At 66.4% G+C, this 24591-nt stretch carries 26 protein-coding genes; 15 read left to right on the top strand and 11 right to left on the bottom strand.

From position 1 onward, the window contains the following. Positions 1-117 precede the first annotated feature (117 nt). On the bottom strand, positions 118-2166 hold the full coding sequence (locus J7I79_RS07605) for a beta-galactosidase (protein ID WP_214951920.1): 2049 nt from the start codon (positions 2164-2166) through the stop codon (positions 118-120). Positions 2167-2360: 194 nt separating this feature from the next. Between J7I79_RS07605 and J7I79_RS07610 the strand changes: the two genes are divergently transcribed. The 5 genes from J7I79_RS07610 (at position 2361) to J7I79_RS07630 (ending at position 7203) form a co-directional block, all read left to right on the top strand. Continuing rightward, positions 2361-3689 (top strand): ABC transporter substrate-binding protein, encoded by a 1329-nt coding sequence (locus tag J7I79_RS07610; RefSeq protein WP_214951922.1) that lies wholly within the window; start codon positions 2361-2363, stop codon positions 3687-3689. 110 nt (positions 3690-3799) lie between these two features. Further along, entirely contained in the window at positions 3800-4774 is a 975-nt protein-coding gene (locus J7I79_RS07615; protein WP_214952086.1) for a carbohydrate ABC transporter permease, read from the top strand. Continuing rightward, positions 4771-5664 carry a carbohydrate ABC transporter permease gene (locus J7I79_RS07620; protein ID WP_214951924.1) on the top strand — a complete coding sequence of 298 codons (894 nt, stop codon included), beginning with the start codon at positions 4771-4773 and terminating at the stop codon, positions 5662-5664. Before J7I79_RS07615 ends, J7I79_RS07620 begins: the two co-directional genes overlap by 4 nt. A gap of 19 nt (positions 5665-5683) precedes the next feature. Continuing rightward, positions 5684-6700, top strand: coding sequence for a LacI family DNA-binding transcriptional regulator (locus J7I79_RS07625; protein WP_104175551.1), 1017 nt, complete (start codon positions 5684-5686; stop codon positions 6698-6700). Continuing rightward, positions 6700-7203 carry a hypothetical protein gene (locus J7I79_RS07630; RefSeq protein WP_214951926.1) on the top strand — a complete coding sequence of 168 codons (504 nt, stop codon included), beginning with the start codon at positions 6700-6702 and terminating at the stop codon, positions 7201-7203. The genes J7I79_RS07625 and J7I79_RS07630 overlap by 1 nt, the downstream gene beginning before the upstream one ends. Before the next feature lie 59 nt (positions 7204-7262). Here the strand turns inward: J7I79_RS07630 and J7I79_RS07635 are convergent, their stop codons facing one another. The 5 genes from J7I79_RS07635 to J7I79_RS07655 all read right to left on the bottom strand — a co-directional run bounded on the left by J7I79_RS07635 (position 7263) and on the right by J7I79_RS07655 (position 13476). Next, entirely contained in the window at positions 7263-7643 is a 381-nt protein-coding gene (locus J7I79_RS07635; RefSeq protein ID WP_311380539.1) for a nuclear transport factor 2 family protein, read from the bottom strand. A gap of 101 nt (positions 7644-7744) precedes the next feature. Continuing rightward, positions 7745-9508 (bottom strand): biotin carboxylase N-terminal domain-containing protein, encoded by a 1764-nt coding sequence (locus J7I79_RS07640; protein WP_214951929.1) that lies wholly within the window; start codon positions 9506-9508, stop codon positions 7745-7747. A 7-nt stretch (positions 9509-9515) separates the two neighbouring features. Then, positions 9516-11201: a 5-oxoprolinase/urea amidolyase family protein gene (locus tag J7I79_RS07645; RefSeq protein ID WP_214951931.1), complete on the bottom strand. Its 1686-nt coding sequence runs from the start codon at positions 11199-11201 to the stop codon at positions 9516-9518. Between the two features lie 49 nt (positions 11202-11250). Then, positions 11251-12582 (bottom strand): MFS transporter, encoded by a 1332-nt coding sequence (locus tag J7I79_RS07650; RefSeq protein ID WP_214951933.1) that lies wholly within the window; start codon positions 12580-12582, stop codon positions 11251-11253. Between the two features lie 135 nt (positions 12583-12717). Further along, positions 12718-13476, bottom strand: coding sequence for a LamB/YcsF family protein (locus tag J7I79_RS07655; protein ID WP_214951935.1), 759 nt, complete (start codon positions 13474-13476; stop codon positions 12718-12720). Between the two features lie 106 nt (positions 13477-13582). Here J7I79_RS07655 and J7I79_RS07660 point away from each other — a divergent pair, with 106 nt between their 5' ends. The 5 genes from J7I79_RS07660 to J7I79_RS07680 all read left to right on the top strand — a co-directional run bounded on the left by J7I79_RS07660 (position 13583) and on the right by J7I79_RS07680 (position 18394). Further along, entirely contained in the window at positions 13583-14272 is a 690-nt protein-coding gene (locus J7I79_RS07660) for a GntR family transcriptional regulator (protein WP_214951937.1), read from the top strand. 145 nt (positions 14273-14417) lie between these two features. Then, a complete protein-coding gene (locus J7I79_RS07665) occupies positions 14418-15443 on the top strand; it encodes a LacI family DNA-binding transcriptional regulator (RefSeq protein WP_214951939.1) in 1026 nt (341 codons plus the stop codon). A gap of 76 nt (positions 15444-15519) precedes the next feature. Then, on the top strand, positions 15520-16464 hold the full coding sequence (locus J7I79_RS07670) for a ribokinase (RefSeq protein ID WP_214951941.1): 945 nt from the start codon (positions 15520-15522) through the stop codon (positions 16462-16464). Positions 16465-16472: 8 nt separating this feature from the next. Next, a complete protein-coding gene (locus J7I79_RS07675) occupies positions 16473-16943 on the top strand; it encodes an RpiB/LacA/LacB family sugar-phosphate isomerase (RefSeq protein WP_214951943.1) in 471 nt (156 codons plus the stop codon). Positions 16944-17026: 83 nt separating this feature from the next. Continuing rightward, a complete protein-coding gene (locus J7I79_RS07680; protein ID WP_214951946.1) occupies positions 17027-18394 on the top strand; it encodes an MFS transporter in 1368 nt (455 codons plus the stop codon). Between the two features lie 77 nt (positions 18395-18471). Here the strand turns inward: J7I79_RS07680 and J7I79_RS07685 are convergent, their stop codons facing one another. From J7I79_RS07685 to J7I79_RS07700, 4 genes are all read right to left on the bottom strand, one after another. Further along, complete coding sequence (locus J7I79_RS07685) at positions 18472-19125, bottom strand: DedA family protein (protein WP_214951948.1); 654 nt, start codon at positions 19123-19125, stop codon at positions 18472-18474. Further along, complete coding sequence (locus J7I79_RS07690; protein WP_214951950.1) at positions 19122-19544, bottom strand: hypothetical protein; 423 nt, start codon at positions 19542-19544, stop codon at positions 19122-19124. The genes J7I79_RS07685 and J7I79_RS07690 overlap by 4 nt, the downstream gene beginning before the upstream one ends. 194 nt (positions 19545-19738) lie before the next feature. Further along, positions 19739-20842, bottom strand: coding sequence for an FAD-dependent oxidoreductase (locus J7I79_RS07695; protein WP_214951952.1), 1104 nt, complete (start codon positions 20840-20842; stop codon positions 19739-19741). Positions 20843-20950: 108 nt separating this feature from the next. After that, positions 20951-21505 (bottom strand): cysteine hydrolase family protein, encoded by a 555-nt coding sequence (locus J7I79_RS07700; protein ID WP_214951954.1) that lies wholly within the window; start codon positions 21503-21505, stop codon positions 20951-20953. A 241-nt stretch (positions 21506-21746) separates the two neighbouring features. Between J7I79_RS07700 and J7I79_RS07705 the strand changes: the two genes are divergently transcribed. From J7I79_RS07705 to J7I79_RS07720, 4 genes are all read left to right on the top strand, one after another. Continuing rightward, positions 21747-22094: a DUF1508 domain-containing protein gene (locus J7I79_RS07705; RefSeq protein WP_214951956.1), complete on the top strand. Its 348-nt coding sequence runs from the start codon at positions 21747-21749 to the stop codon at positions 22092-22094. 67 nt (positions 22095-22161) lie between these two features. Beyond that, a complete protein-coding gene (locus J7I79_RS07710) occupies positions 22162-22797 on the top strand; it encodes a hypothetical protein (protein ID WP_214951958.1) in 636 nt (211 codons plus the stop codon). Between the two features lie 48 nt (positions 22798-22845). Beyond that, positions 22846-23247 carry a YidH family protein gene (locus tag J7I79_RS07715; protein WP_214951960.1) on the top strand — a complete coding sequence of 134 codons (402 nt, stop codon included), beginning with the start codon at positions 22846-22848 and terminating at the stop codon, positions 23245-23247. A gap of 2 nt (positions 23248-23249) precedes the next feature. After that, a complete protein-coding gene (locus J7I79_RS07720) occupies positions 23250-23597 on the top strand; it encodes a DUF202 domain-containing protein (RefSeq protein WP_214951962.1) in 348 nt (115 codons plus the stop codon). 50 nt (positions 23598-23647) lie between these two features. Here J7I79_RS07720 and J7I79_RS07725 read toward each other — a convergent pair whose 3' ends face one another. After that, positions 23648-23824, bottom strand: coding sequence for a hypothetical protein (locus tag J7I79_RS07725; RefSeq protein ID WP_214951964.1), 177 nt, complete (start codon positions 23822-23824; stop codon positions 23648-23650). A gap of 218 nt (positions 23825-24042) precedes the next feature. Between J7I79_RS07725 and J7I79_RS07730 the strand changes: the two genes are divergently transcribed. Next, the gene (locus J7I79_RS07730; protein ID WP_311380540.1) at positions 24043-24510 is read left to right on the top strand and encodes an ATP-binding protein; all 468 of its coding nucleotides are present in this window, start codon (positions 24043-24045) and stop codon (positions 24508-24510) included. The last annotated feature ends 81 nt before the right edge of the window (positions 24511-24591 follow it).

The following is a 24591-nucleotide window of genomic DNA, read 5'->3' on the forward strand; positions in this document are numbered from 1 at the left end:
CGGGCGGAGGGCGGGCTGCCGTCCCTCCGCCCGTTGATGTGACCCCTTCCGGCTAGCGGCTCTGTTCGCGGGCCACTCCGAACGGCACGGAGTCAAGCACGTCAGCGGTGGTGGTGTTCACGCGGCGGGCCCTCCTTCCTGCGAGTGGATGACGCGCACGGTGCCGCCGGGAATGACGGATACGGGCACGGACGGTTCTCCGGCGAGCAGGTCGTGTCCCCTTGCCGGGTATGCGGCGTCTGCCTCGGAGTGGTTGATGAGGAACGTGAACTTGTCCGTGGAATTACGCCGGGTGATCACTTCCAGTCCCTCGGGCAGCTTGGAGGCAGCTTCCAGCCCCGCGGTCCGGACAGCGTCGAGGACGACGGCGGTGAGGTCGCCGCCGTCGAGCTTCGTGGAGACGTACCAGGCGGTGCCGCCGCCAAAGGCGTTGCGGGTGATGGCCGGGCCCGAGGCGGCCGGGCCGTCAAGGTAGCTGGCCACCACGGTTGCCGTGCCGGGGTGGATGTCTTCCGCCCAGACGGCGCCCGCATTCCCGTTGCTGAGGTTCGTTGTTTCCCCGGCGCGGAGGGGCAGGAATTCGTGAATTTCGAGGCCAAGGACTTCCCGGAGCCCGCCGGGCGAGGCGCCGGCGGGAACGGTGTCGTTGGAGTCGACGATGCCGGAGAAGTAGGAGACCAGCAGGTACCCGCCGCCGTCGACGTATCCCCGCAGGTTCGCCGCCGCTGCGTCTCCGACCAGATAGAGGGCCGGGGCGAGAACCAGGTCATAGCCGGAGAGGTCGGCTTCGGGGTGGGCGAAATCGGTGGTGATTCCGTGCTCCCACAGCACCGAGTAGTAGGCCTCAATGCGTTCGCGGTGGTTCAGGTCGCTGCTGGGGCGCCACTCCAGGTCCTGCGCCCAGAACGACTCCACGTCCCAGAGGATCGCGACGCGAGCCTGGACGGTGGACCCTTTCACGGCCGAAAGCTTCTTCAGGTCATCGCCGAGATCCAGGACTTCGCGCCAGATCCGGGTGCCGGTTCCTGCATGGGGAAGCATGGCGGAATGGAACTTCTCGGCTCCGAACCGGGAGGCCCGGAACTGGAAGAACATCACGGCGTCCGCGCCGCGGGCCAGGTGGGAAATACTGTTGCGGGCAAGTTCGCCGGGGCGCTTGGCAATGTTGCGGCCCTGCCAGTTCACGGCTCCGGTGGAGTGTTCCATAAGCATCCAGGGCCGGTTGCCGGCCAGCGAGCGCGTGAGGTCGGCGTCCATGGACAGCAGGATGTGGTTGTCGGTACGTTCGGCCACCAGGTAGTGGTCGTTGGAGACGATGTCCACCTCGCGGCTCCACTTCCAGTAGTCCGCGGCGAGGCAGTTGGTGGCCATGAAGTTGGTGGTCACCGGCAGCTCCGGCGTGTATTTGCGGATCACGTCCCGTTCGGCGACGAAGCACTTCAGCAGCGCGTCCGAGGTGAACCGGCGGAAATCCAGCCGCTGGGCCTGGTTGCTGACACTGGCGGCGAGCCGGGGTGCGTCGATTTCGTCCCATTCGCCGTATTTCTGGCCCCAGAAAAGGGTTCCCCAGGCCTGGTTGAGGGCGTCCAGGCTGCCGTAGCGTACCTGCAGCCATTCACGGAAGGCCGCCACGGAGTAGTCGTCGTAGGAGTCGCTGACCGGGGCGCCGTATTCGTTGTGCACGTGCCACAGGACCAAGGCAGGGTGGGATCCGTACCGCCGGGCGAGCTGCTCGGTGATGTTGGTGGCCGCGCGCAGGTATTCGGGCGAGCTGGGGCTGGCCATGCCGCGGGATCCACTGCCCAGCGGGACACCCTCGCGGGTGACGGGGCGTGCCTGCGGGTATTTCTTCCAGAACCAGGCCGGCGGTGCCGCTGTGGGCGTGCCCAGGTCCACGCTGATTCCGGCGTCGGCGAGCAGGTCCATCAGATGATCGAGCCATTCGAAGTCATACTCGCCCTCGCGGGGCTCGAGCAGGACCCACGAGAAGATGCCGACGCTGACCAGGTTGATCCCGGCCTCCTTCATCAGCGCGATGTCTTCGGCCCAGACCTCCCGCGGCCACTGTTCGGGGTTGTAGTCCCCGCCGTAGCAGAGCCCGGCCGGGCGCTGCAGCCACGGGGCCGGCGCGCTCCGGGGAGCGGTGCGCTGAAGGACGTCTGTCATTTCCTGGTCTCCTTAGAACTGTGTGCGGTCCCAGTTGTATCACAGCCGAAAGTTTCGATGCTAGAGCTGATTCGGCATTGACACACGTCACAGTTGTATGGATTACTGGAACCGCTCACAGTCATGCGGCCTCGGTTCGGATGAGCGGTGATAATTCAGACAGACCCATCAAGCTTTTCGACAAGGAGGACGGAATGCGCAAGTCATTTCGTGCAGGCGCCGTGGCCATGCTCGCCGCGGCCGCCATGCTCACCGCAGGATGTTCGGGCGGAGCGGGAACAGGTTCCGCGGCAGAGTCAGCAGCAAGCGATCCCAACCAGAAAGTGGAACTCACTTACTGGGCCTGGGCGCCGAACCTGGACAAGGTGGTGGACCTTTGGAACCAGAAGAACCCGAACATCCATGTCACTGTCAACAAGCAGGACGGTGGCGACCCCGCTGTCACCAAGCTGCTCACCGCAGTGAAGGCCGGCAGCGGCGCCCCCGACCTGATCCAGGCCGAATACCAGAAGATCCCCACCCTGGTGGCGGCAGATGCCCTGGCGGACCTGTCCAAGACCTCTGCGAACGACACAAAGAGCCACTTCCCCGAGGGCGTGTGGAACTCCGTAACCCTGGGCGGCGAGGCGCTGTACTCCGTACCGCAGGACACCGGCCCCATGGTGTTCTACTACCGCGCTGACGTGTTCGAAAAGCTCGGCCTCTCCGTTCCTAAGACCTGGGACGAATATGCGGAAGCAGCCAAGGCTGTCCACGCCGCCGACCCCGGAGCGTACCTGGGGACGTTCTCCTCCAACGACGCTGGCTGGTTCACCGGCATGGCCCAGCAGGCCGGAGCCTCCTGGTGGGGCATCGACGGTGACGCTTGGAGCGTCAAGGTGGACGAAGATCCCACCCAAAAGGTCGCCGGGTACTGGGGCGGCCTGGTCCAGGACGGCGTCATCGACAACAAGCCGATGTACACGCCCGAGTGGAACACCGCACTGAACACCGGCAAGCAGGTGGGCTGGCTCAGCGCCGCCTGGGGTCCGGGCGTACAAGCCGGCAACGCCGGGGCCACGGCTGGCCAGTGGAAGGCCGCACCCATGCCGCAGTGGGATGCCGCCAACCCCGCCACGGGCAACTGGGGCGGTTCCTCAACCGCCGTGACCTCGCAGTCCAAGAACGTGGACGCCGCAGCGAAGTTCGCGACCTGGCTGAACACGGACGCGGAGGCCGTCAAGGCCCTCGTGACCGAGACAGGGATCTACCCGGCAGACTCCGCAGGCGCGGAATCCGCCCTGACCACGGCCCCGGAGTTCTTCAGTAACCAGCCTGACTTCTACAAGTTAATCGGCGAGGCAGCACAGAACGTTGGCTCCTTCACCTACGGCCCCAACGTAAACGTCACCTTCAACGCGTATAACGACCAGTTCGCCAAGGCAGCCCAGTCGAAGCAGAAGAGCGCCTTCCTGGATGCCGTGAAGAGCATGCAGCAGGTGACGGTCGATGACCTGAAGAAGACCGGCTTCACGGTCAAGTAGTCAGTCAGGCAGTGACTCTTTTGGGAGGGCGCCCCCGGCGCCCTCCCAAAATCCTCCCAGAGCTCCAACCAGCCCCACCGAAAACTACGCAAGGAAGTGCACCCGTGGCAATGACCGTGACCAGGACCGGCCCGGCGGCGAAGACCGCAGCGCCCGGATCCCCCCGGCGGGCGAAAAACTTCAAGTCCCGGGTGCTCGTCCCCTACGCGATGCTTGCCCCGGGCATCATCCTTTTCCTCGTCTTCATGGCGGCACCGATCGTCTACACGCTGTTCCTGAGCTTCCAGAAGAAGAAGGTCAGCGGGCTGGGCCTGGGCAAAAACTCGCAGAGCCAGGTCTTCGCCGGCCTGGACAACTACCTCAGCGCCCTCACCGACCCCGAATTCACCGCCAGCGTCCTGCGCGTGCTGCTGTACGGCGTCATCCTCATCCCCCTCATGCTCGGCTTCGCCCTGCTGTTCGCCTTGCTGCTGGACTCCCGGCGCACCCGGGCCGGGAACTTCTCCCGGACCGCCATCTTCCTGCCCTACGCAGTGCCCGCTGTGATCAGCTCACTGCTCTGGGGCTTCCTGTACCTGCCAGGCGTCAGCCCGTTCCACTTCGTGGCACGCCAGCTGGGCGTGGAGCTCCCGTCCCTGCTGGACCCCAACCTGGTGACCTTCGCCATCGGCAACATCGCGCTCTGGGGCGGCGTCGGCTTCAACATGATCGTGATGTACACGTCGCTCAAGGCCGTTCCCACCGAGATCTATGAGGCGGCCAAGCTGGACGGCTGCTCCGAGGTGCAGACGGCCCTGCGGATCAAGATCCCGATCATCGCCCCGGCCCTCGTGATGACCGCCCTGTTCTCGATGATCGCCACCCTCCAGGTCTTCGCCGAACCCACCACGCTGCGCCCGCTGGCGAACAGCCTCTCCACGAGCTGGTCACCGCTCATGCTCGTGTACCGTGACGCGTTCACCCGCAACGACGTCTTCTCGGCAGCCGCCACCAGCATCGTGATCGCCGCCGCCACCTTCATCATTTCCTTCCTGTTCCTGCGCGTGGTGCAGAAGCGGGCCTTCGGACAGGAGAACAGACCGTGACCACCACCGCCATTCGCACCGAGCCCACCCCCACGACGGCCGCCCGCGCCACCGAGCTCCGTGAAAAGCCCAGCTTCCTCTCCACCGGCATCCTTATTCTCGGCGCCCTGTACTGCCTGTTCCCTGTGCTGTGGGTCCTTGCCGCGGCCAGCAAGAGTGGCACGGAACTGTTCTCCACGTTCACCCTCGCGCCCAGCACGCACCTGTGGGACAACATCGTGGAACTCACCGCGTACCGTGACGGCCTGTTCTGGCGCTGGATGCTCAACACGGCCCTCTACGCCGGCGTCGGCGCCGTCGTCTCCACCTGGATCTCGGCCCTGTCCGGCTACGTGCTGGCCAAGTTCGACTTCCCCGGCAAGGCCGGAATCTTCAAAGTCCTGCTCATGGGCGTGCTGGTGCCGGGCGTCATCCTGGCCATCCCGCAGTACCTGATGCTCGCCCAGGCCGGGCTGACCAACACCTACTGGTCCGTGCTGCTCCCGCAGATCATCAGCCCGTACGGCATCTACCTGGCCCGGATCTACGCCGCCGCCTCGGTGCCGGGCGATGTCATTGAGGCGGCCCGCACCGAGGGCGCCAAGGAAATGTACATCTTCAACCGCATCGCGATGCCCATGATGCTGCCGGGCCTGGTCACCATCTTCCTGTTCCAGTTCGTGGCCATCTGGAACAACTTCATGCTGCCGTACATCATGCTCGGCGACGACCACCTGTTCCCCATCACGGTGGGCCTGAACGGCCTGCTCAACCAGGGTGCCTCCGCCCCCGCCCTATACACGCTGGTCCTGGCGGGTGCGCTGCTGTCCATCGTCCCTCTCGTCATCATGTTCCTTCTCCTTCAGCGCTACTGGCGGGTCGACCTGGCCGCCGGTGCGGTGAAGGCTTAGCCCCGGATAGGCTTTAGCCATGTCTCAGCCTCCCTCGAAGAACCGCCCCAAGATCGACGACGTCGCCAGGGAAGCGGGCGTCTCACGTGGCACGGTTTCCCGGGTTCTCAACGGCGGGCACTGGGTCAGTCCACCGGCTTTGGCAGCCGTGAATGCCGCCATCAAAAAAACCGGGTACCGGGTCAACCCGCACGCCAGGAGCCTCGCCACCAACCGGGCAAACTCGGTGGCGTTCCTGCTCACCGAGTCGCACGACCGCCTGTTCGAGGACCCGAACTTCGCGGTCCTGATGCGCGGAGCCGCCGATGCCCTGGCCGTTCACGACATCCCGCTGGTGCTGATCATGGCCGGGACGGACGACGAACAGCGCCGGGCCACCGAGTTCCTCACCGCCGGGCACGTGGACGGCGTCCTGCTGGTGTCCGCCCACGCCACCCGGAAAGGCATCATCTCCGAGATCGTCGCGGCCAACATTCCCGCGATTGCGTGTGGTGTGCCGCTCGGTTTCGAAAAGAAGATGGGTTATGTCGCCGCCGACGATTACGAAGGCGCCTTGGACGTTCTCCGCCATCTGGGCGACGGCGGCCGCAAGCGGATCGCCACTATCGCCGGCCCGCAGGACACTTCCGGCGGCATCCGCCGCCTGGAGGCGTACCGTAACCACCAGGGCGCCGACGCCGACGAAAACCTGATTGCCTTCGGCGACTACAGCAGGGAAAGCGGCGCGAAAGGCATGCGGGACATCCTCAACCGCGCCCCCGACGTCGACGCCGTCTTCGCGGCGAACGACCTCATGGCGCTCGGCGCGCTCGAAGTGCTCAAGGAATCAGGCCGCCGCGTTCCGGAAGACGTGGCCGTTGCCGGGTTCGACGACATCAAGGTTTCCGCTTCCACGGTGCCGACGCTGACCACGGTCCGGCAGCCGTTCGAACGGATCAGCGCGGAGATGGTGCGGCTGCTCCTGGCCGTCATCGACGGTGAGCGGCCGGCAGCCATCACCATCCCCACCGAACTGGTGATCCGCGAATCGGCCTGATGAGGACGAGCTCGGGGGACCCGGTCATCCTGTTCGATTCCGGCAGGATGTTCTACGGCCGCCTGCCGCGCGCAATCATCGGCGGCGCCGTCGTCCTGCTGATCGGAATCCTGTCCGCAGCCGTTACAACCGACGCTTTGCGTACGGACCCGCCGGTCGCGGTCCTGCTGGCCGGTGCCGCAGTTGCAGTTGGGCTTCTCGCCTTTGGTTTCGCCAGGATCCAGGTCCTGGAGAACGAGGTCCGGCTGCGCTGGTTCCCCTTCTATCGCCGCAGGATTCCCATGGCGGCCGTCCGCTCGGCCGCTCCGGCAGCAATCCACGGCCTGCGCTACGGATTCGGGCTGCGGTTCGGCGGCTTCGGGCTGGGAATCATCCAGGACACGGGACCGGCCGTCCAGCTCGATTTGGGGCGCGGATACCTTCTGAGCCTGGGCACCGCCGAACGGCAGGAACGGTTCCTCGCTGCCCTGGCGGCTGCCGGCGTCGACGTCCACCGGGCGTGATCCGAACAATCCTGCCGTGACGGCAGGAAGCGTTACTGTACGGCGCGGCGGAGTTTACGCTAGGTTTTTTCAACCCACTGGGCGCGCCACCCCGGTGCGTCGAACGGCTCACTCCAGTAGGCCGTTTCCCTGGCGATCCTGCCGTCCCGGAATTCGAAGATGAACACCGTTTCATACTGCGGTCCGCCGTAATCCAGCAGGGCCTCGGCAACCACCAGGTTCCCGCCACTGGTCAGCCGGCGCGGCGTGATGGTGGGCAGCTGAGGGAAGGCGTTGTAGATTCCCCGGCGGTTTTCGGCGCCGCGCACAAGCTCTCCGGATTGCGGCCAGTGCATCACCGCGTCGTCATGAAAGAGCTCGTCCATGATTTCAACGTGCCGGTCATTGATGCAGGCGATCAGCCGGTTGACTACGTTCTCGTTTGCACTTGGTTCATCCACGGTTCGGACCTGATTCCTGGAGCGCTCGACGTTTTGGCTAACGTTTCGCATTTTCCTCCCGAACTTTGGCCGGCGCCACGGTATTTGGTCCCCTGGTGCGCCTATCCGATCAGCGCCAGCACCGCTCCGGCAGCCACCACGCCGCCGGCTTTGGTGCGGATACCGCTCACCGTGCCGTCGCGGTGCGCCGCGACCTGGGTTTCCATCTTCATCGCTTCAAGCACGACGACGGCGTCCCCCGCCGACACTTCGGCGCCCGGCTCCACGAGCCACTTCACCACGGTTCCGGCCATGTCGGCGCGCAGCTCCCCCGGATCAACAGCGGCAGCGTCGCCCTCGGAATCCACTGAGACCCCGGCGGGCAGGGCCCCTCCGGACAGAGTCCGAGTAGACAGTGCCCAGCCGTCCAGCAGGTCCGCGGGAAGGCCGACGGCCAGGCGGCGGCCGTCCACGTCAACGGTGATGGTGCGGCGTTCGCCGTCGGGTACGTCTGTGCTGTAGCCGGGATCCGCCGGGATCCGGTCCGCGAAGTCGGTTTCGATCCAGCGCGTGTGGATGCCCAGCCCGGTCTCGGAGGTGAAGTCCGGGGATTCGAGCACGGCGCGGTGGAACGGCAGCACGGTGGCCACCCCGGTGATCTCGATTTCCGCCAGGGCGCGGCGTGCCCGGCGCAGGGCCTGCTGGCGGTCCGCGCCGGTAACGATCAGCTTGGCGAGGAGGGAATCGAACTGCGGCGCCACGAAGGAGCCGGAGCGGACGCCGGTGTCCAGGCGGATGCCCGGGCCGGTGGGGCCGCGGAATTCTGCGATGGTGCCGGGTGAGGGCAGGAAGCCGCGCCCCACATCCTCGGCGTTCAGCCGGAACTCGAAGGAGTGGCCGCGGGGTTCGGGGTCCGCCGTGATGCGCAGGCGTTCCCCGGCGGCGATCCGGAACTGCTCCTGGACCAGGTCGATCCCGGTGGTTTCCTCGGTGATGGGGTGCTCCACCTGCAGCCGGGTGTTCACCTCGAGGAACGCCACGGTACCGTCGGCAGCCACCAGGAATTCCACGGTGCCGGCGCCGGAATACCCGGCTTCCCGGCAGACTGCCTTCGCGGCGTCGTAGATCTGGTGCCGCTGGTCGTCGCTGAGGAACGGTGCGGGTGCCTCCTCGACGAGCTTCTGGTGCCGGCGCTGGAGGGAGCAGTCGCGGGTTCCGACGACGACGACGTTGCCGTGCGTGTCCGCCAGGACCTGCGCCTCGACGTGGCGCGGACGGTCCAGGTAGCGCTCCACGAAGCATTCGCCGCGGCCGAAGGCCGCCACGGCCTCCCGGACGGCGGAGTCGAAGGCTTCCTCGATCTCGTCCATGTTCCGGACCACCTTCAGCCCGCGGCCGCCCCCGCCGAAGGCAGCCTTGATGGCGATGGGGAGTCCGTGCTGTTCGGCGAAGGCGCGGGCCTCCGCGGCGGTATCCACGGGCCCGTCGCTGCCGGCCACAAGCGGGGCTCCGGCGCGGACGGCGATCTCGCGGGCGGTGATCTTGTTGCCGAGCTGCCGGATGGCTTCCGGAGTGGGGCCGATCCAGGCGAGTCCCGCATCGAGTACCGCTTGGGCGAAATCGGCGTTCTCGGACAGGAAGCCGTAGCCGGGATGGACGGCGTCCGCTCCGGCCCTTGCCGCGACGTCCAGCAGTTTGGGGATGTTCAGGTAGGTGTCAGCCGGGGAGTTCCCGTCCAGGCTGAAGGCTTCGCTGGCGGCACCGACGTGCATGGCATCGGCGTCGATGTCCGCATAGACGGCGACGGATTCCAGCTGGGCGTCCTCGCAGGCTCGGGCAATCCGGACGGCGATTTCACCACGGTTGGCGATCAGGACCTTGCGCATCAGTTACTCACTTTTCTTGGGAAGTCTGTTCGGGGGCAGTCTGTTCAGGGGAGGTCTGTTCGGGAGCACGGCGGAAGCGGATGCTGCCGCCGATCGGCACCTGGGCGGCCAGATCGAGCTGGTGGTCCACCACCACGCCGATCACCGGGTAGCCGCCCGTGATCGGATGGTCGGCAAGGAAGAGCACAGGCAGGCCTTCGGGCGGGACCTGGATGGCTCCGGCCACGGTTCCTTCGCTGGGCAGTTCGCCTTGCCGGCTGCGTTCCAGGGGCGTGCCGTCCAGCCGCATGCCGACACGGTTGGACTGGGGCTTCACCACCCAGTCCTGCCCGCAGAGGGACTCAAGGGCGGCCTCGTCGAACCAGTCGGCACGCGGACCCAGCACAATGTCCAGCACCGTGACGCCGTCCCCGGGAAGGTCCGGCTGGAGTTCGGGATGGCCCACAACGCCGGATTCGGTGACGTCGCCGGATGCCAGAACCTGGCCGGCGGCAAGCGGCGCCGGCCCGATGCCGGACATGGTGTCCGTGGAACGGCTGCCCAGTACCGGGGCGGCGTCCACGCCGCCGCGGACCGCAAGGTAGCTGCGGAAGCCGGCCTCCGGCGCGCCAAGGGTCAGGATTTCTCCGTCGAGCAGGGCGAACGGGGTGGCCATGGGAACTGTGCGCTGGCGTGCGGGCTCGTCCGGGTCTGAGTCTGATCCAGCGTCCGACGGCGAGCCGACGTTCAGCGCCGACGGCGCCCCTGCAACGGCCACCACCTGGTCGCCGACGGCCTGGACCCTGAGTCCGCCGGCGACGCTTTCGATGGCTGCGGCCGAGGCGGCGTTGCCCACCAGCCGGTTGGCCCGCCGCAGCGAGGCCCGGTCCAGCGCACCGGCCGCGGAGACACCCAGCGCGGAGTGGCCGTGCCGGCCGAGGTCCTCGATGAGGCTCTGCAGTCCGGGTGAAACAATCCGCAGCCCGGAGGCAGGTTCCTGGGCCGGCACCGTGGAGGCAGGCGCCGCCCCGGACGCTGCGGGCTCCGGCGCCATGGTCACAACATCGCGGACGGCACGGAACTGGACCCGGTGGCCAGGACTTGCCAGCGCCGGCTCGGCCCGATCGAGATCCCACATGCGGGCCCCGGTCCGGCCGATCAGCTGCCAGCCGCCAGGGGACTTGCGCGGGTACACCGCCGAATAGTTGCCCGCCAGCGCCACCGATCCGGCGGGCACAGCGGTCCGCGGTGAGCTGCGGCGCGGCACTTCCAGCACCTGGTTCTCCCCCACCATGTAGCCGAACCCCGGCGCGAACCCGGCGAAAGCCACCGTCCAGACCTGGCCGGTATGGGCTTCAATGACACCGTCAGTTCCCAAGCCGGTGAGCCGTCCCACTTCGGCGAGATCCTCGCCGTCGTACACGGTATCGATGTACACCAGGCCGCCGTCCTGCCGGACCGGAGCCGTGAGGTCCAGCTCCATCAGGAGTGCGCCCATGCGGCGGGCCGCCGCCGGCGAATCCGCACGGACCATAACGGTCTGCGCGGCGGCGAGCACGTCCTGCTGGCCCGGCAGCGGCGATTCGAGGAGCAGGGTCTGCAGGGCGAGGACGTCCTGGGTTCCGGAAAGCTCCGCGAGCACCGCCCGCGTTCCCACGGGCCGCACCGAGAGGACCTTGTGCACGGTCAGGGTTTCCATTGCTACCGCTTCCATCGTTGGCAGTGCTTGAACTGGGTTTGCGCCGAACAGGTTTCCGCGCCGTTTAGGCGTGGGTATCCGCCAGGAGGCGCTCTTCTTCAGCGGTCTGCGGGTTCCGGCCGAGGGCCAGGCCCACAACCGTCACGGCGGAGGCCACCAGGAGGTACGCCGCGATCAGGTACCAGTCACCCGAGGCTGCGTAGAGCGCGGTGAAGATGAGCGGTGCCACGGCGCCGCCGATCACGCCGGCCAGGGTGTAGGCCAGCGAGCTGCCGGCGTAGCGCAGCCGGGCCGGGAACTGCTCGGTGATGTAGGCGGCCTGGGGGCCGTACATGAAGGCGTGGAAGGCCAGGCCGATCACAACGCCGATGGTCAGCATCAGCACCGACTTGCCCTCGATCATGAGGAAGAACAGCGGGATGTAGAGGGCGGTACCCACAGCCGCGATGCCGTAAACGAGGCGGCGGTTGAAGCGGTCCGTGAGGGCGCCGGCCAGCGGGATCAGGAACAGCTGGAACGACGAGCCGATGAGGATGGCCGTGAGGACGTTGCCCGTGGTCATGCCGAGTTCCTTGGTGGCGTAGACGGCCACGAAGACGGTGAACAGGGCGTAGAGGATGTCGGGGCAGACTCGGGAGAGGGCGGCGGCCACAAGGGCGCGGGGTTCCTTGCGGAACACCTCCGTGATGGGGGCCTTGGGCTGTTCGCCGTGGGCCTGGATCGCCTTGAACACCGGGGTTTCCTCAAGCTTGAGGCGGATGATCAGGCCGAAGACGACCAGCAGTGCGGAGGCGAGGAAGGCCACGCGCCAGCCCCAGGAGAGAAAGGCCTCGGTGCTTAGCGTTGCGGCCAGGAGAGCCAGGACGCCGTTGGCCATCAGGTTGCCGGCGGGTGGGCCGATCTGGGCGGCGGAGGACCAGAAGCCGCGCTTGTTGGCGTCACCGAATTCGCTGGAAAGCAGGACGGCACCGCCCCATTCGCCGCCGACGCCGATGCCCTGGGCCAGGCGCAGTAGCACCAGGATGGTGGGGGCCGCGACGCCGATCACCGAGTAGTCGGGAAGCAGTCCGATGAGCACGGTAGCGACGCCGATCAGCATGAGGGTGACCACCAGGACATGCTTGCGGCCGATCTTGTCGCCCAGGCGGCCGAAGATCACGCCGCCGATGGGACGTGCCAGGTAACCCACCGCGAAGGCGGAGAAGGAGAGCAGGAGGCCGACGAATTCGTCATTGCCCGGAAAGAAGATCTTGGGGAAGACCAGGGCCGAAGCCACGGAGTAGATGGCGAAATCGTAGTACTCCAGCGAGGTGCCGGTGAGGCTGGCGACGTACGCCTTCAGGGCTCCGGGTGGGATTTTCCGGCCGGTGCGGGCGGCCGTGTGGTGTGTAGTCATGGTCTTCCTTCAGGTGTGCGGTGGTGCTGCCTGCGTGCTGAGTGGGGTGCCGTTGCTGGAGCGGCTATTCGGCGGAGCTGTTTACTCCGCGGAGCGCTGACGGGGTTGGACGAACGCGGTTCAGACGAACACGGTTTAGGTGAACGACTTGATACTGATGCCGGCGTCGGAAAGCGCAGCCTTGACTGCCACAGCCATGGCAACGGCCCCGGGGGAATCGCCATGGACGCAGATGCTGTCTGCATTGACTTTCAGGATGGAGCCGTCCACGGCGCGGATGGCGGAGTCGGTGGCCATGCGCAGGACGTGTTCGGCCACTTCAGCCGGGTCATGCAGGACGGCTCCGGGGAGCGAGCGGGAGACGAGCGTGCCGTCGGGGTTGTAGGCGCGGTCCGCGAAGGCTTCTGACACGCCGCGGAGTCCCGCGGCCTCGGCGAGGCGCAGCACCTCAGAGCCGGGCAGGCCAAGGATGGGCAGTCCGGGATCGACCGACTTAACGGCGTCGACGACGGCGCGCGCCTGGGCGGTGTGGGAGACGATCGCGTTGTACAGGCCGCCATGCGGCTTGACGTACCGGACGCAGCCGCCTTCGGTGGCGGCCAGCGCCTGCAGCGCGCCGATCTGGTAGACCACCTCGTCCGCCAGTTCGTTCGGGTCCACGTCCATGAAGCGGCGGCCGAAGCCGGCGAGGTCGCGGTAGCCCACGTGGGCACCGATCGTCACACCGGCCTGCACAGCTTCGCGGCAGGTGCGGCGGATGACGGTGGGGTCGCCTGCGTGGAAACCGCAGGCCACGTTGGCGCTGGACACCGACTTGAACATCGCCGTGTCATCGCCCAGACTCCAGCGGCCGAAGGATTCGCCTACGTCGCTATTTAGGTCCATGCCAACCATTGTGATCCTCGTCTCATTGATTTACTCCTACTAGGATGCACCAAATTTATCGATTGTTCAACAATCCTTCGATTCAACGATGTGACGATCGTGTAAATTCTGGAGTATGGCCACTTCAGCAGCTCCCATCCGAGGCACGTCCCCCGCAGCAGCGAGGCTGCGCGTAGCCGTGCCGTCAGTGGCCGACCGGGTGGCTGATGAGCTCCGGCTGCAGCTGGCTGAAGGGGTCCTGCTGCCGGGCGCGCGACTGACCGAATCCACGATCGCCGAGGATCTGGGTGTTTCGCGCAACACGGTCCGCGAGGCTTTTGCCGAGCTCGCCAGTGAACGGCTGGTGGTCCGGCACCCGAACCGCGGGGTATTTGTGGCCAGCCTGGAAGCCGGCGATATCCACGATGTCTACACCGTTCGCCGGGTGATCGAAGTCAGCGCCATCCGCGGCGGGGGCAGCCCCGAGGCTGTGGCCGCCGTCCGGGCGGCGGTGGAAGAAGGCAAGGTTGCGGCCGCCGGCAACGACGACGAAGGGCTGGGCACGGCAAACCAGCACTTCCACAAGGCGATCGTTGCCCTGGCGGGGAGCCGCCGGCTGAACACCATCATGTCCCAGGTCCTGGCCGAGATGCGGCTGTTCTTCCACAAGGCCACAATGGACGCACACTTTTACGGCGGCTACCTCAAGGACAACGAGGAGATCTGCGCGGCCCTGGAAGCCGGCGAGCTGGAGCGCGCCGCCGGGCTGCTGCTGGCATACCTGGACCGCTCCGAGGAAAAGCAGGCCGAAGTCCACGGGGAGTAGGGCGGCAGGAGTGGCCGGGCCTCATTTTAGGGCGTGCCGCGTCACGCGAACCGCGCACAGTTGACACCCTGTAATTCCCGTCACATAATCGTGGAACCGATTCCATGGAATCGGTTCCACGAGATCGAGTGAGCGAGGCGGAGAATTGACTGGACCATCCATCACCATCAAGGACGTGGCGGCACTTGCCGGCGTATCCCCCGCCACAGCGTCCAGGGTGTTGTCCGGAAACCCAGCCACTTCGGCGGAATCCCGCCAGAAGGTGGCGGCCGCCGTGACCCAGTTGGACTTTCACCCCAACGCCCAGGCGCGGGCACTCCGATCAACAAGAACCAACGTCATCGGGCTCCTCGTTTCTGACGTCCGCAACCCGTTCTTTGCCGATCTGGCGCACGCCGCCGAGCAGGCCGCCTTGGCGGAGGGGCTTGTCACCCTGCTGGGTAATGCCAACGAGAGCATTCCGCAACAAGACCGCTATTTGGAAACCTTTATCTCGCAGCGTGTGGACGGCGTGATCGCCGCACCGCAGGGCGAAGGGAGCTCTAGCCTCCACGCTTTGCTGGAACGGGGCATCCCCACGGTCTTCGTCGACCGGACGGTTAACGGCATCGACGTCCCGAGCGTAACGACAGACAGCGACTCCGGCATTCGCCAGGCTGTTGAGCATCTCGCTCGCCAGGGCCACGAACGTGTCGGCTACATCGCCGGACCCCAAACTACGTCCACAGGACGGGACCGGCTCAAATCCTTCTCGCGCGCAGCCCGGGACTTCGGACTCAGCAGCGACCCCGCCCTGACATATTTCGGGGACTTCCAGTCCGCCAGCGGCTCGGCCGGGGCGCATCACCTGCTGGGTCTCGCGCAGCCGCCCACAGCGCTGCTGGCAGCTGACAGCCCGATGGCCGTCGGAGCGCTGGCGACTTTGAACCGGAAGGGACTGCGCATTGGCCGGGACATTGCCCTGATAGCGTTCGACGACATCGAGTGGTTTTCCCTGCTTGATGCACCGCTTACCGTCATCTCGCACGATGTGGAGGCCATGGGCCGCGCCGCGGTCGGATTGCTCCTCAAGGTCATCGACGGGCAAAAACCGGAATCGGTTGTCCTCCCGAGCGAACTGATTGTCCGCGCATCATCGGGCACGCCGGATCCCAGCATGGGGCAGCCGTGACAGCAGCACCCCTCCAGTCCGCCCCTCTGTTTTGCGGCTTGGGGCACCGTTCCACACCACCGAAGGAGCAGGTCCAATGAGCACGGTTTTTGTGGTCGGAAGCCTCAACATCGACCAGAATATCCGCGTCCACTCCCTGCCCCGCGCAGGCGAGACCGTCCGGGGCTCGGACGCAACATACAGCCCCGGCGGTAAGGGCGGCAACCAGGCTGTCGCGGCCGCCCGGGCTGGCGCCGCAGTGAGATTTACCGGCGCTGTCGGCGACGACGCCCATGGCCGGCGGATTCTTGAGGTCCTGTCCGGGGCCAACATCGATGCCCGCCACGTGCGGATCGTTGGCACCGCCGCCACGGGAACGGCGCTCATCGCAATCGACGACCAGGGCGAAAACCAAATCATCGTCAGTCCGGGCGCGAACTCCTGCCTCACCGCCGTCGACGTCGAGGGGGGACTCGCCGCCATGCAGGTCGGTGATGTGCTGATCCTGCAGTTGGAGATTTCGACGGCACTGGTCCGGCAGGCCGCACGGACCGCGAAGAGCCGCGGGGCGTTCGTCATCCTCAACGCTGCCCCAGCCCCCCGGCAGCTCGACGGCCTGCTCGACGACGTCGATCTCCTCGTAGTGAACGAACAGGAAATCCAGGTCCTGGCCGGCCTCGCGGGGATGCCCGGGAGCCACCGGGAACTGGTCCGGACGCTCCCGCCTGTCCTCGGGCCCGACATCGTCTGCACCGCCGGCGCGGAAGGTTCCTTCACCGCCCTAGACGGCAATCTTGCGCACGTGCCGGCCGCGAACGTGGCCGCCAAGGACACAACCGGTGCCGGCGACACGTTCGTGGGCTACCTCGCCTCGTCCTTGGCCGGCAGCCCTGGCGAGCTGCCTGCCGCCATGATTCACGCTACTCGCGCTTCGGCTCTCGCCGTCACGCGCCTCGGCGCCATGGAATCGATTCCATGGCGGCGGGAACTACCGGCGTTCGCGCCCTCCCCCGCATTGCCCAGCCTCGTTGTTCCGAACTAAGGAGACCCATGAAAATCGCACTCGGAAACGATCACGCCGGCTTCCCCCTGAAGGCGTTTGTCCAGTCCGTTCTGGAGGACCTCGGCCATGAGGTCATCGACTGCGGCGCGCCCAGCGAGGCGCCGGTCGATTTCCCGGACATTACCCGCGCCACCTGCGATCTCGTCAGGTCCGGCGAGGCTGAGCGGGCGGTGCTGGTCTGCGGGACCGGCGTCGGCGCCGTTATGGCCGCCAACAAGATCCCAGGCATCCGCTGCGCCCTGGGCCACGACATCTACTCCGCGCACCAGAGCGTGGAACACGACGACGCGAACACAATAGCCATGGGTGCCTGGCTGATCGGCAGGGCCACGGCGAAGGAAGTCCTCGAATCATTCCTCAGCGCCAAATTCGACAACGACGAGGACACCATTCGGCGGGTCCGGAAGCTGCGCGAAATGGAGCTCCAAGGGGCCAGGGAACTGTCCGCCGAAATCTGACTCGGCCGGCGTTGCACAAAAAATACAACCGGCTTTCAGCATACCGACCGGGCTATCCAGCAATATCAAAGGAGATATAGAACATGACGGCACACATCACGGACCGGCCGCGCCAGGCCGCCCACGGGTCACCCGGAAAAATCAAGACCGCCATGGCTTCGGCCGCCGGCACCTGCGTGGAAAACTACGACTTCGTTGCCTACGGCACGGCCGCAGCCCTGTACTTCGGCAAGGTCTTCTTCCCCAACACCGACCCCGTGGTCGGTACGCTTCTGGCCTTCGCCACCCTGGCGGTGGGCTTCCTGATGCGGCCCATCGGCGGAGCCGTCGGCGGCTATCTCGGCGACAAGTACGGCCGCAAGCCGGTGCTCGTCGGTGCGCTGCTGACCATGGGCATCGCCACCGTCCTGATCGGCTGCCTCCCCACGTACGCGCAGGTCGGCATCGCCGCACCCATCTTGCTGGTTATCATCCGGATGATCCAGGGCCTCGCCTTCGGTGCTGAATGGGGCGGCGCCGTCATGATGACGTTCGAGCACGCACCGTGGAAGAAGCGCGGCCGCTTCGCCGCCATCCCGCAGGCGGGCAACCCGCTGGGCATCACCCTGGCCAACGCCGCGTTCCTGCTCTCCGCTTCCCTGCAGACCGACTGGGCCTGGCGCCTGCCGTTCCTCGCCAGCTCCATCCTGATTGTCGTCGGCCTGGTTGTCCGGATGAAGCTTGAGGAATCCCCCGAGTTCGAACACACCAAGGCCATGGGCGCGATCGTCAAGAACCCGCTGACCACCGTGATCAAGAATGACTGGCGGAACATCCTTCGGGTGATCTCACTGCGGATCGTGGAGAGCTGCGCGTACTACGTCACGGCCACTTACCTGCTGTCCTACATCACGAAGAACAACCCCGACGACCGGGCCATCGGCCTTACCGGTATTGTGATCGCCAGCCTTCTCGCCATCCCGGTCACACTGATCGCCGGTGCGCTCACCGACCGCATCGGCCGCCGCAAGCTCTACCTCGGCGGAACCATCGCCGTCATTGTCTTCGGCTTCCCGATGTTCCTTCTCAGCAACACGGGCAACCCGTTCCTGATCGTCCTGGCGTTCGTGATCGGCATCGGCGTCATCCACGCCACGTTTACCGGCACGCAGGGTGCCTGGTTCGCGGAGTTGTTCCGGACGAACACCAGGACGTCCGGTGCCTCCATCGGGTACCAGGTTGCAGCCTCCATCTCCGGATTCGCGCCCTTCCTGGCGGTACTCCTCGCCTCAGCCTTCGGGTGGGCAGGCGGAGCCTCGCTGTACGTCCTGGTGGGTGTCATCGGCCTGATCGGCGTGCTGAACACCCGCGAAACCTGGGGCGCCAAGGAAAAGGCTGAAGTGGATGCCATCATCGCGGGCGAACCGGCCGCAGGCGCCGAAGGCCAGCCGGCACGTTCAGCCGCCCACTAGCAGTCCAGCGAATACGCGCGCAGTATCGTGCGACCCGGGTTGGCCTATTGGTCCAACCCGGGCCGCAGCCGTCTGTCCTAGCGCCCGTTCTGGCCGACGCGCTCCCGCTGCCGCCGGTACGCCCTGACCGACAACCACGCGACGGTGGCCGCAATCGCGGCATAGACGGCGTAGTTGAAATATTTGGAGTACTCCTCAATCAGCCTGTACTGGGCCCCGAGGAGAACGCCGAGACCGATGAGCACGCCGTTCCACAGCCCGCTGCCGGCAATCGTGAACACGCTGAAGGTGGCCAGGTTCATCCTCCCCGCACCGGCGGGGACGGAAATCAGGCTGCGCACCCCCGGGAAGAACCTGCCGAAGAACACCGCCGACTTGCCGTGGCGCTGAAACCAGTCCGCAGCCTTTTCGAAGTCCTCGCGGTCCATCAAGGGAAGCCTGGACAGTCCACTGATTGCGCGTTCCAGGCCCAGCCTGGCACCGAGCCAGTACAGCAGCAATGCACCGGCGTACGCGCCGAGCGTGCTCGCGACAAACACGAGGCCCAGGCTCATGGTCCCCTGCTTGGTGAGAAACCCGGCCAGCGGCAGGATCACCTCGCTCGGGATGGGCGGAATGATGGTTTCGGCAAGCGTAAGGAGTCCCACACCCCACTCGCCCATTGCGTCGATGCCGCGCGCAGCGAAGCCGGCGATCCCCGTCAGGTCGTCCACGGCACTTGCGGACATCATGACCGGGCCTGGGCACCGGGGCGGATCCTCATGAAACCGAAAACTGAGGAGAGCAGCAGCATCCCGCCGCCGATGGCAATCAGGTATCCGGCCACGGGGACGGTCCCCTGCTCAGCCCTGCTGGAACCCGGAGGTGCCGCTGCCAACGTCCGGGCGGACCGGGACAGCGGCGAAGGCGTCATCGCCGGCGGGGTAGCCAGGGCTGCGGTTGGCTGCGCTCCGGCGGATGTTGCTAGTGTCGGCGACGATCCCTGGCCGGTCACGGCTCCCTGGGACGGCACGCTTTCCACGTCGGAACCGGTGACAACGGGCCTGGTTTCGGCGGGACGTGCTCCGCCCTGCCCGGGTCCGGGGCTGTCCGGTTCAGCCGGGGAAGACGCCGAAGATGTGGGCGCCGGGGAAGGCGGGCCGCCTTTCACGCAGAACCCTCCAGCGGCAGCCGGAACCTGTTTGTCAGGACACGGCTCAGCGCTTGCGGGCACCGCCAAGGCCATAATACCGGCGGCGACGACGGACAGCACCGCGAGGACGCAGAGAACCAGTCGACCGTTGCACATGTCATCCAACGGTACCCTCTGCAGCGGATTCCGGCCTGCTGACCGGTGGCCAGGCCTTAACGGCGGGCTGTGAAGCGGGCCGGTGCAGCACCGCCGTCGGCCAGGTCCGCAAGCACCCGGCCCACTGCCGGAGTGAACTTGAAACCGTGCCCGGAGAAGCCGGCGCCGACGACAACCGGGCCAAAGCGGTCCAGCACAAAGTCCTCGTTGGCGGTGCTGGTGTACGTGCAGCTGATCGGAACGGCCGATGCGGGATCAACGCCCGGGAGCCACTCGCGGACGTACCGCGCCAGCGCCTCCAGCTGGACTGGTTCGGGCGTGAAGCTGCGGGCGTCGGGGTCGGTCACCGGCCCCACGCCGTGCCAGCCGGCCTTGATCCCCTCGCCCGGAGTGAGCATTCCGTAAACCGGGCTGTACCAGTAGGAGTCCCGGGGATCGTCCGGGTCGGGGTTGTGGTTGAAGCTCGGCCAGACCAGCGAGTCGTCCAGCGGCGTGAAATGCGCGGGTTGCTCCTGGGTCACCACGAGCTGTGGAAGACTGACCAGGTTTCCTACAAGCTTGCCGGTCCAGGCACCGGCGGTGACCACAACGCGGCGCGCGGTGATCTCGGCTGCGTCCGTCACGACGACGGCACGGTCGTCGCCGGCGACGCGGATGTCACGGACCGGCGTCGAATACTCGAAGCGCGCGCCGTCTGCCTCCGCGGCCTGGCGCAGCGCCACCAGGGCCTCGGCGGCGCGGACACGCCCCGAGCCGGGAACCACCAGGACGTCGCCCCGGAAGTTCATGCCCTGCCAGCGGTTGGCCGCCTCCGACGCCGGAATGAAATGGCTTTCGATGCCCCGCTCGGCGTGCGCCGAGCGGACGTCCTGCAGCCGGCTAACGTTGCCGTGATTCACCAGGCCCACGAGGTCCAGGAGTTGCCTGCCCGATTCGACGGCGAGCTCGTCCCAGAGATCCTTGGCCTCGGCAACCAGGTCGAGGTAGTCGGCCTCCGCGTACGCCATGTTGAAATTGCGGGTCGCACCATGGGAAGCGCCGATGTGGTGCCCTTGCTCGAACTGCTCCAGAAGGACAACAGACCGGCCGCGGCGGGAAAGCTGCCACGCGGCAGCAGATCCCATCGCCCCTCCGCCGACCACAACGACGTCAACTTCCACCACAGCTCCACCCAACCCAGTCCCGAAGCCCCCTCTTGAGGCCTGTTTCCGGTTCCTATTCTGCCAATCCGGCCGGTGGCCCGCGTCCGTGGGGCCAGGTTGCCCGCCTCAGCCCGCGAAAGTCACGTCCTTTGTGTCCTCAACCGCAGCAGTCCGCCCCGGAGCCGTGTGGTACTTCCAATAGAGGTTCGTATGCGCGATGACCTTGTCCGGCGGCGGAGCGCCCCACTCACTCTGGTCCTCGGTGGTATGCGCGTCACCAACGAGCGTCACGTCGTAGCCGCGGACAAAGGCCCCGTGGATCGTGGACCGGATGCATTCGTCCGTCTGCGCGCCGGCCACAACCAGGCGTCCGATTCCGGCGCCTGCCAGCACCTCTTCGAGGTCGGTGTCCTCGAAGGAGTCCGCGAACGACTTGTGCACCAGCGGTTCCGGTTCACGGCGTTTCAGTTCCGGGACGTATTCCCAGGCTTCGCTCCCCTTCTTCAGCTGCTCGTCCGAGTGCTGGACCCAGACGATCGGCACTCCTTCATCGCGGGCCTTTTCCACGAGCCTGGCGATGTTGGCCACCACCTCATCGCGCTGGTGCACGTCGGCCACAACGCCGTTCTGCACGTCGATCACCATCAAGGCGGTGTTGGATCGATCTGACAGTTTGGTCATGACGAGCTCCTCTGCGCATTGGACGGATCCCGGTATGGCATTCCGTCGCATGCATTTTACGTGGGCTTAACTTGATCGGTCTTGTGAGGGTACAAGGGACCACGACAGACTTGAAGCACTTGATGAACCGATCAATTCTGATCGTTCGACCAGACCAGCGGAAGATGTTCGCAGAGATGCGTTCGGCCTGTGCGCGGCGAAGCCGCCGGGGGACAGGCTCCGCCGACCGGAAGGATTAGTTATGGCCGGCAAGTTTGAAGTTTACGTTGACGCAGAGGCCCAGTACCGGTTCCGGCTCACCGCCCCTGACGGAACAGAACTGGCTGTGTCGGCTGCGTTTCGCGAGAAGGCGGCGGCAGTGGCGGGCATCGAGGCGGTCCGCGAATGTGCGGGCATGGGGCTGATTAACGACCTTTGCTCGGCCGGCGGGTCGGCTCCGGCCGGCATTCCGGTACCGGTACCAGCAGCCGCGCTGGCAGTCCCTGTCCTTCCGGCCTGCGAACCGCAGCGTACAACAGTGGATGCCTTCCGCATCCATGCGACGGCACGGCGGGCCGCGGCTGCGCTGCACTGGTCCGGCGCAGCCTAGGACGCCCGCAGCCTAACAAGCTCCGGGGCGCTGCCGCAGTATTCCGACGCCCGATGACGTCAGGAGCATGACCCCGCCGAACGCCAGCAGGTATCCGGCCATCGTCATCGTTCTCCCGGGCGACGCTTGTTGCCGTGCGGCCATGCCCGCCGCCGGGCCGCCCGGGGAGGCGCCAGCTGATGAGCCGGGGACCCGCGACGCCGTCACCGCAGGAGATGCGGACGACGACGGCGCGGCTCCCCCGGCGCCCGCGGTTCCCGGATCGCTGTCACTGTTTTCAGGCGTTTGGGTTCCGGGCGCCGTTGGCATGACCTCCACGGCAGTATCGCTCGGGCCGGGCTGGCCCGGGGCGGGGGCCGGCGTCGAGGTTTCCGTGAGCGAGGGCGCCGCCGTCGGCGCCTTTGTGGGCGACGGTGCCGGCGTCGTCGGGCGAGGGAGCAACGGGCTCAGCGGGACGCAAACACCGCCTCCGCCAACCGGAACCTGGCCGGCGGGGCACGGCTCCGCCGCTGCCGCCGTCGCGATCGTCAACACGCTGACGACGACGGCGGACCACAAAGCCACAATGCCCAAAACTTTCCGTCCGGTGCCCACGCCGCACAACGCTACCCAACTGTCGGAGGAAACCCGGGACCCCTTAGCCGTGGCTTCCTGGGGAAGCGCCGGCCGGGTCCCACCTGACCGGAGCGCGGAAACGTGGTAGGCAATAGGGGGCAGCACCGGCAAACTAGCTGTGCACGGAAGGACTACGTTGACAGAAGATTCGAACAGCGGCGAGCCGGAAGCGAGGAACCGTTTCACGTCCCGGATCCTCCGCGGCGGCACCGAGCCCGATCCGAGGTTCACCCTGGCGAACGAACGCACCTTCCTTGCGTGGATCCGCACGTCGCTGGCCTTGCTTGCCGGCGGCGTCGCCGTCGAGGCGTTTATGGCCGACCTCCTCGGACCCGAACTGCGCAAGACTATTGCAGTGCTGCTGCTGGTCCTGGCGCTCGTGATCGGCGGCGGCTCCTTCTTCCGGTGGCTCAACGTGGAACGTGCCATGCGGTCAAAAACACCGCTGCCGTTGCCCCTTATCGCCCCGGTCCTGGCCATCGGCGGTGCCCTCGTCGCCGCCATCATGGTGGTGTTCGTCATCGCCCGGCCCGCCTGAGCATGACTGCCCGGCACGACGCCGACCGGCACGGCGATTCCGGCCTTCAGCCGGAACGCACGGATCTGGCCTGGAGGCGCACCACCATGGCGCTGCTCGTGGCTGCGGCAGTCTTCCTGCGGTGGCTGCCGCATCACGGCTGGTTCGTCGGAACTCTCGTCGGTGGCGCCATAATTGCTGCCCTGGCCATCAACCTCACCCAAAAGCGGCGGTTCCACCGGGCCGTCCGGGGAATCACCCGGGAAGCCATGCCGCCGAACATCAGGGCGACGGCGGCCGTCGCCGCCAGCGTGGTCATCCTCGCGGCGCTGGGAATCTACACCGTCCTGTTCCTGCCGCTGCAGCCTTGACGGCGCAGCCGTGTTGGCGCAGGGGTACGGCCCAGCCGTGATTAGTGCGCTCAGAAAAGGCGCAGCTGGCCGGCGGCGGAGCCGTCGGCGTCAGGCGGGCCCCACTCGCGCGGGGTCATTCCCAACACGTCATTGAAGTCCAGAAGCAGCTCGCCAATGCAGGTCTGACCTTCCAAAACCGGGATCACCACCGTGTCTGCACTGCCGACGATGCTTGAATCTGCCACCGGGCGAGTTTACGGCAGGGCCCCGACAGTGGCGGGGTTCGACACTCTGCCGGACCTGGGCGCTGTTGGCCTTAATTCTGCCGGAAGTCTGCACGAGAACTGCGGATAACTGCCGGAACTCCTTGATGCTTGGATCTCAGACTTGATCCAGTCGCACCGATCCAGCCAGACCAAGTGTGCGGATGCTCAGCAAGGGATGCAAGGAAGCAGGGAAAGCCGTGAGTCAAGCAGCAGCTCTGGACGAACGTACCGCCGCCGGCGTCATTACGGGTGACATAGCCAGTGACTTCCACACCTTGGGACTCGCCGGCTGCATGGACAGGCTGACCATTCCCCTGCGCCAGAACGGGGTATTTGTGCGCTGGGAGACCCCGCACCATGGCGTCGAGATACCGGCAGCCTGCGCTCTGCTGCTCTATCAGGCCGCGCAGGAAACACTCACCAACGCATACAAATACTCCCAGGCCACCGAACTGACCCTCCGGCTGTCCGCCGTGTACCACGGTGTCCGGCTCACCATCACGGACAACGGCGTCGGCTTCCAAAGCCAACTCCTTGGGGGCAGGAATCATGGGTACGGCGTGTGCCTCATGACCATGGCGGTCCACGAAGCCGGCGGTACCATCTCGATTGATTCCGCCCCCGGCAAAGGCACCATGGTGTCCATCACCTTTCCCCTGGACTAGCGGCCCAGAGGAATCCGAAGCACCGGCCGCGAATCAGCCCGCGCCAGCCAGGACTCGTGTGGGTCCTGGCTGGCCGGCAGC

The organism is Arthrobacter sp. ISL-69, assembly GCF_018613775.1.
Classification (GTDB): domain Bacteria; phylum Actinomycetota; class Actinomycetes; order Actinomycetales; family Micrococcaceae; genus Arthrobacter.